This is a genomic window from Parasphingorhabdus sp. (assembly GCF_049667325.1).
Classification (GTDB): Bacteria; Pseudomonadota; Alphaproteobacteria; order Sphingomonadales; family Sphingomonadaceae; genus Parasphingorhabdus.
The window spans coordinates 1-6,670 of sequence record NZ_JBATHY010000290.1 but is presented as its reverse complement, the minus strand read 5'-3'; the positions used below and the strand labels follow the sequence as shown (position 1 = coordinate 6,670).

General features: G+C 55.1%; 7 protein-coding genes. 1 reads left to right on the top strand and 6 read right to left on the bottom strand.

Annotation, left to right across the window (positions count from 1 at the left end; genetic code table 11):
• Both WBM93_RS12910 and arfB read right to left on the bottom strand, forming a co-directional pair.
• A partial coding sequence (locus tag WBM93_RS12910; RefSeq protein ID WP_424432272.1) for a prolyl oligopeptidase family serine peptidase occupies nucleotides 1–1,901 on the bottom strand: 1,901 nt, incomplete at its 3' end.
• A 106-nt stretch (nucleotides 1,902–2,007) separates the two neighbouring features.
• The gene (gene arfB, locus WBM93_RS12905) at nucleotides 2,008–2,406 is read right to left on the bottom strand and encodes an alternative ribosome rescue aminoacyl-tRNA hydrolase ArfB (protein ID WP_424432271.1); all 399 of its coding nucleotides are present in this window, start codon (nucleotides 2,404–2,406) and stop codon (nucleotides 2,008–2,010) included.
• A gap of 363 nt (nucleotides 2,407–2,769) precedes the next feature.
• Here arfB and ctrA point away from each other — a divergent pair, with 363 nt between their 5' ends.
• Entirely contained in the window at nucleotides 2,770–3,477 is a 708-nt protein-coding gene (gene ctrA, locus WBM93_RS12900) for a response regulator transcription factor CtrA (RefSeq protein WP_335653041.1), read from the top strand.
• A 79-nt stretch (nucleotides 3,478–3,556) separates the two neighbouring features.
• Here ctrA and WBM93_RS12895 read toward each other — a convergent pair whose 3' ends face one another.
• The 4 genes from WBM93_RS12895 to WBM93_RS12880 form a co-directional block, all read right to left on the bottom strand.
• Nucleotides 3,557–4,324, bottom strand: a complete 768-nt coding sequence (locus WBM93_RS12895; RefSeq protein WP_424432270.1) for a metallophosphoesterase family protein — start codon at nucleotides 4,322–4,324, stop codon at nucleotides 3,557–3,559.
• Nucleotides 4,325–4,432: 108 nt separating this feature from the next.
• The gene (locus WBM93_RS12890; protein WP_424432269.1) at nucleotides 4,433–5,614 is read right to left on the bottom strand and encodes a saccharopine dehydrogenase family protein; all 1,182 of its coding nucleotides are present in this window, start codon (nucleotides 5,612–5,614) and stop codon (nucleotides 4,433–4,435) included.
• 53 nt (nucleotides 5,615–5,667) lie between these two features.
• A complete protein-coding gene (gene dcd, locus WBM93_RS12885; protein ID WP_424432268.1) occupies nucleotides 5,668–6,222 on the bottom strand; it encodes a dCTP deaminase in 555 nt (184 codons plus the stop codon).
• Between the two features lie 19 nt (nucleotides 6,223–6,241).
• Nucleotides 6,242–6,670, bottom strand: a 429-nt coding sequence (locus WBM93_RS12880; protein ID WP_424432267.1) for a glycoside hydrolase family 25 protein, incomplete at its 5' end; no start/stop codon positions are given.

The window sequence follows — 6,670 nt, the reverse complement described above, 5'->3', positions numbered from 1 at the left end:
TCGGCTTCCCATGCGGGCGTGCGCCAGTCGGCCTCGCCAACCATGACCATCGTCGGTGTTGTCACGTTGTTGACGATGGAGAGAGGCGAACGGCGCCAATATTCCTCCGGTTGTTCCCAGGGCTGGGCGCGAAACCAGTGGCGTCTGACGAAACGGGCGATGTCCCCGGCCAGCGCCATGCTGGTCCAGTTGATCACCGGTTTGATCGTCGCCGCCGCTGCAAAACGGTCGGTTTTTCCGACGGCCCATGCGGTCAGCACGCCGCCACCCGATCCGCCGGTGATGAACAAACGCTCTTTGCTGACATAATTTTTTGCGATCAGGGCGTCGACCACGCTCATCAGATCATCATGATCATTGCCCGGGTAATCCAGATCAATCAGCTGCGCAAAGGCTTCACCATATCCCGTCGACCCTCTTGGATTGGCGTAGACTGTGACATAGCCTTGCGCTGCATAGCGTTGAATTTCAGCGGCAAAATAGGGGCCGTACATCGTGTTCGGTCCGCCATGGATTTCCAATATCATCGGAAAGGAGCCATCGGGCTTGAAATTCGGGGGCAGGGCAACCCAGGCTTCAATCTCTCTTCCGTCATGGGTCGAAGAAACCTTGATCTCCTCGATACGGGCAAGATCCAGGTGACCTAGTGCATCCTCGTTCAGCCGAGTCAACTGGCGACCGTTGCCGCTGCCGCGGGTCAGGGCGACTTCGGCAGGCCGGTTGGTGCTGCCCTTGGTATAAGCGATCATCGGGGAGCTCCCGCCGGCCTTGCTGGCAACCGAGAAGCTGCCTGCCGCATAGGGCCGGCCCAGCGACGTGCCGCCGATATCCTGGATCAGGCTGCGGACATTGCCCGACAGGTCGATAGAAACCAGCGTCAATATACCGTCGACTTCGGTCTGACCGATCAGCGCCCGGCTGTCCGGTCGCCACGAGATCGCCTCGACCGACCGGTCAAAATTTACGGTCAGATTTTGCACGTTGCTGCCGTCGGGCGCCATAAGATAGACGTCGGTCTGCTGATAGGATTTCAATCTGTCGTCATATCCGAGATAGGCGATGCGCGCACCATTGGGGGAAACATTTGGCGCAAAGTCCGGACCGTCGCGCTGGGTCAGTGGAGTTACTGTCTGGCCGGCCAGGTCCAACCGGTAGATCTCGCTCTCGATCGGATCAAGATCGGCGTCTTCACTTTCATTTCCGGTGACGAGAAGTGCGCCATTGCCAAGCCATTGCGGCGAATCAAAGCCATTTATGCCATGGGTGATCTGCCGCGGCGTGCCGCCCTCGGCATTCAAGGTGAAAATCTGGGTTTTGCCTTTGGGCAAATAGCCTGCTCCATCGAAACGGAAAACCAGATCATCGACAATTCCGACCGGTTTCGCCCAATCGGCCCCTTCAGGACTTTTGGGTGGCTTGGCAAAAGTAGCGCGCTCGTCGTTTACAAGCATGGAAAAGGCAACGGTTTTTCCATCAGGCGACCAGACCGGAGCGCCGGGACCATTTTCCAGTTGCGCGAGCGAAAAGCTGTCGCCGCTATCCTGATATCGCAAGCGCAATTCAGGCTTTCCGTTGTTCGACGTCAGATAGATAATGCGGTCACCTGCAGGGGACCAGCGGACCGAAGAGCTCGAACCTTGCCCGCTTACCAGCGGCCGGTGATCGCCGTTGCGCGTGTCGATCGTCCACAAATCGCTGACAACCTGATCGGCGAACTTGTCCATCGATTTGCGGGCATAGATAATCGTGCTGCCATCCGGCGAGATCTGCGGATCATCGGCATATTCCAGATCAAATACGCGTTCGGCGGTGAACCGGCGGCTGTCATCTCCACTGCTGGCGAGAGCCGCAGTGGCAAAGGATGGCAGGCTGCATATGACGAGCAAATAACGCGTTTTCATCGTGATCCCCTGAATCTGTTAACTTTCTTATGAGGAAAACCGACGCCTTGCCAACCCGAAACAATGGTCTCGGCGGGCCTGTATATATGGCTGTGCCTCCTGTCGCTCAGTCCAGTCCCGGTTTCCCCCGCATCTTTTTGACATTGGATTTCTTCTTCTTTGTATCGACGCGCCGGGCCTTGGCGGCTCTGCTTGGGCGGGTTTTGATCCTGCGGGCATCGCGCTCGTAGGCCTGTTCAACCATCTCGTTCACCCGCCGCCGGGCTTCGGCCCGGTTGGCCTCGCGGGTTCGATAGGCGCGAACCGTGATGATCAACTCGCCGCCGCTGGTCATTTTGCGCCCGGCGAGCGTTTTCAGTTTGCGAAAGGCGTAAGGTTCGAGGCCCAATGCATATATATCGACCCGCATCTGCACTGTGGTAGCCACTTTGTTGACATTCTGGCCTCCAGGGCCGCTGGCGGCCAGAAACGTCTCGGTGATCGCGCTTTCAGGGATATCAACCATGGACGCTTTCTAGCGTCATGGGCCTCTTCGCGACAGGGCTTGTTAACGAAGCCTGTGATTTGTTGCTAAAAATTGATCATTCTGTTGTCCTTATGCCGCGAAATGCGATCCGTTTCGGACAAAATCGGACTATTTTGACCCTCAATCGGCAAAAAGTTAATTTTTTTTTCGGCGGACTCGTGAGGCCTGAAACGACTCATTCCTGCGGGTTGTAGAGTCATTGACCTGCTCGCGACTCATGCTCAAACCTGCCTTAGGGAAAAATTAACCTTTTACGTTCATTGATCTTATGGTTAATAAATGATCCATCGGGTCGGCACAGTGGTCGATCTGGAGCGAGTAAATAAGAAAAGGGGCTGCCTGATGCGCGTGCTGCTGATTGAAGACGAACCAACGACCGCAAAAGCGATTGAGCTGATGCTGACAACCGAAGGTTTTAACGTTTACACCACGGATCTGGGTGAAGAGGGCCTCGATCTCGGCAAGCTCTATGATTATGACATCATATTGCTCGATCTAAATCTGCCCGACATGCACGGTTATGATGTCCTCAAGAAGCTGCGCGTTGCCAAAGTGCAAACGCCGGTTCTCATTCTTTCCGGTATCAGCGAAATGGACAGCAAGGTCCGCAGCTTTGGTTTTGGTGCCGATGATTATGTCACCAAGCCGTTCCACCGCGACGAGCTGGTTGCCCGCATTCATGCTGTTGTTCGTCGTTCGAAAGGCCATTCGCAGAGCGTCATCCGGACCGGCAAGCTGGCCGTTAACCTGGACGCCAAGACGGTTGAAGTAGACGGCAATCGGGTTCATCTGACCGGCAAGGAATATGCAATGCTCGAGCTGCTCTCCCTCAGGAAGGGAACGACGCTCACCAAGGAAATGTTCCTCAACCATCTTTATGGCGGAATGGACGAGCCCGAACTCAAAATTATCGACGTTTTCATCTGCAAGCTCCGCAAGAAACTGGCTCTGGCTTGCGGCGGCGACAATTATATCGAGACGGTCTGGGGTCGGGGCTATGTCCTGCGCGATATCGAAGAGGAAACCGCACCCACCGCACAAGTTGCTTAGTCGACCGAATATTCACTACCCAAAACTGGTCTGCGTATCGGACCTAAATACGGCGGAACTCAAGGGTTTCGCCGTTTTTTTATGCGCTGGTATCAAGATACCAGCGTTCCGATCCCTGAAGCGCCAGCGCGGTCAGTTTTTCGGAATAATATGCGCCGGTGTCGATACCGATGCGGGTGCCGGTTTCCACCACTTCATCATTGATCGTATGGCCGTAGACGATGATTTTCTCGTGGGCTTCCTGGGCAGACAGAAATTCTTCGCGGATCCAGCGAAGGTCTTTCTGGCGCTGTTCGGACAGAGGCACGCCGGGACGTATGCCGGCGTGGACAAAGGCATAATCGCCGATGATGATCTGGTCTTCGAAGCCCGCAACAAAATCGATGTGGTGTTGGGGAAATAGTTCAGGAATGCGTAATGCCAACTGGCTCATGTCTAGCTCGACATATTCCTTCATCGTAATCTCGTAACTCAATATCGTTTCACGTCCGCCGATCCGGTTGAAGAAACGAACCGCTTTTTCATTACCCTTGGTTGCGGCCAGATAGACTTCTTCATGATTGCCCATCAGGAAGCGGACATTACCAAAAAGTTCTTTTGTCTGCATTGCTGTGTCGAGGACACCCGCGCTATCCGGTCCCCGGTCGACCAGGTCACCCAGGAAAATAATCTCGCTCCGCGCATCATCCCTATCCGCATCGTCCTTGACGATCTTGTCCAGCAGCAGTTGCAAAAGGTCATTGCGGCCGTGAATGTCGCCAATCGCATAGACTCGACGCCCCTCGGGGATGGTCGCGCTATCAATCGGCCGAGCAGGTGCTTTTTTGCGTAAAAGGCGATTCAACATGATGTTAAATAATCTGTCCTGAGAAACGGGGTTTCAAGGGTAGAGAAGTATATTTCTGTTTCAGGCGCCCGTATAGCGCAAAAAGACCTGAATGGTTGCTGAGGATCGTCAGCTTTCGACGATAAAGCTAAGGCCTGCCTTGTCTTCCAGGCGTTGTACCAGCTTTTTGCCCATCAACGCCCCCGGGGTCCAGACACCGCCGCCCTTCTTGATCTTGTCCTGGGCGAGGCACAGCGCCGCTTCAGCGATCATCTTGCAGGTCGAGCCATAGCCAGGGTCCTTGTCGCCCTTGACGCACAGGCTTGCCGTCTCGCCGTCTGCCGTTTCGCCGAGGAACAAAAGATCATAATGACCATTTTCGCGTTGTTCTTTGGTCGGGCCTTCGCCCGGTTTGGGAGCATCGGCACCGCCAAAGGGGTTGGCCTTGGCGAGCATTTCGGCCGCCTGTTTGCCGATATCACCGGGACTGGTCACAACCATCTCGTCATATTTGAAATCTTCACCATAAGAAAAATCGAGCAGCATATTGGTCCGGTGGACATTTTTCGTATTGATCGGCGCCATGATGAACGGTGCGACCCAGCTGTCGATGGTCTTGTCATACTTGGGGATCAGCATGTTGGGCTGATCTGCGCCCTTGAAACCCGGGGTCAGGCCGAAGCTGCTGGCCAATATCTTCACCAGCGCCGGGTTTTTGGCCAGCGCCTTCATGGTTGCGCCCAGACTGGCTGCCGTCCCACCGGAGAAAGTGCCTTCCATGGCGCGGACCCGGCCTCGGATCCGGTTCGCAGGTTTGCCGAAGCGCTTGTTCATTTCCTTCTGCAGCATCAGGACGCCTAGATCGAAGGGAATAGAATCAAATCCGCAGGAAAAACAAATCTGTGCACCCGATTTCTCAGCCGCTTTCTGATGTTTGTCGATCATCTCGCGCATCCATCCGGGTTCGCCGCAGAGATCGACATAATGGGTACCATTACTGACGCAGGCGTCAACCAGTTCGTCGCCGTATAACTGATAGGGTCCCACTGTGGTCAAAACCACTTTGGTACGACTGGCCATCATGTCGATGGAAGCGGCATCATCGGAATCGGCGACGACAAGCGGCGTGTCCTTGGGCGCGCCAATCAGATCGCGAACCTCTTCGAGCTTTTGCAGACTACGCCCTGCCATCGCCCATTTCGGAGCGTCTTTGGCAGTGCCATATTGTTGCGTCATATATTCGGCTACAAGACGGCCGGTATAGCCGGTTGAACCATAGATTATGACATCAAATTCTCGGGTATCGGACATGTGGGCGCTCCTGCAGGTTATTTAACCGGTGGGTTAATCAGTCCATCTATGGCCTAGAGCTTGGCCAGAGTCACACCTTTTTGCCGCATATATTTACCCGAACGGTCAGCATAACTGGTCTCGCAAGGTTCATTGCCTTTGAGGAAAAGGAACTGGCAGGCGCCTTCGTTCGCATAGATTTTTGCGGGCAGGGGGCTGGTGTTGGAAAACTCCAGCGTCACGTGACCCTCCCATTCCGGTTCGAGTGGTGTGACGTTGACGATAATCCCGCAGCGGGCATAGGTGGACTTGCCAAGGCATATGACCAGCACGTCGCGCGGAATCCGGAAATATTCGACCGTCCGTGCGAGAGCGAAGCTGTTGGGCGGGATGATGCAACAGTCGGTTTTGCGATCGACGAAGCTGTTTTCGGCAAAATCCTTAGGGTCGACAACGGCGTTGTTAACATTGGTAAAAATCTTGAATTCGTCCGATACTCGCGCGTCGTAGCCGTAGGAGGACAGGCCATAGCTTATACAGCCTTCGCGCTTCTGGCCTTCGACAAAAGGCTCGATCATGCCGGAATGTTTCGCTTCATTGCGGATCCAGCGGTCGGATAATATGCTCATATATGATTCCTGTTGGTGGTCATGGTCGCACTACGTTCCAGTTTATCGGGCCGTCAACCCCGCTGATCCGGCGCATATCGGAAGCGCGCCACATCACCCAGGGTTTGGTGGCATAGTCGGGCGGAAAAAAATTGGCTTCGAGCCAGAATGTCCGGTCGATTCCGCTGCTGATATTGTAAAGCTCTTCGAAGTCGCGCGATACCGCGAGAATGGCGGGCTTTTCGCTATGGGCCTCGATCTGGTTGAGAAACATATTCAGTTCGCTGAGTACCAGCGCGCGGCCAGGGCGGTCACCGCAGCCATTGTCGAACGCCAGACGGACGGCGGGCGGGAGCATATTCTCTCCGCGCGGGACGGTCGTGACGAACATTGTCGCCTGATCCGTAGCCAGCCGGCAGAGTGAATAATTGTGGAGCGCGCCATAGCGTATTCCGGCTTCCCGGGCGCC

What these genes read in the sequence shown, in the direction of transcription:
- arfB (WP_424432271.1), bottom strand. Translation starts at nt 2,406, where the DNA reads ATGGTTGATATCCCTGAAAGCGCGATCACCGAGACGTTTCTGGCCGCC.
- ctrA (WP_335653041.1), top strand. Translation starts at nt 2,770, where the DNA reads ATGCGCGTGCTGCTGATTGAAGACGAACCAACGACCGCAAAAGCGATT.
- WBM93_RS12895 (WP_424432270.1), bottom strand. Translation starts at nt 4,324, where the DNA reads ATGTTGAATCGCCTTTTACGCAAAAAAGCACCTGCTCGGCCGATTGAT.
- WBM93_RS12890 (WP_424432269.1), bottom strand. Translation starts at nt 5,614, where the DNA reads ATGTCCGATACCCGAGAATTTGATGTCATAATCTATGGTTCAACCGGC.
- dcd (WP_424432268.1), bottom strand. Translation starts at nt 6,222, where the DNA reads ATGAGCATATTATCCGACCGCTGGATCCGCAATGAAGCGAAACATTCC.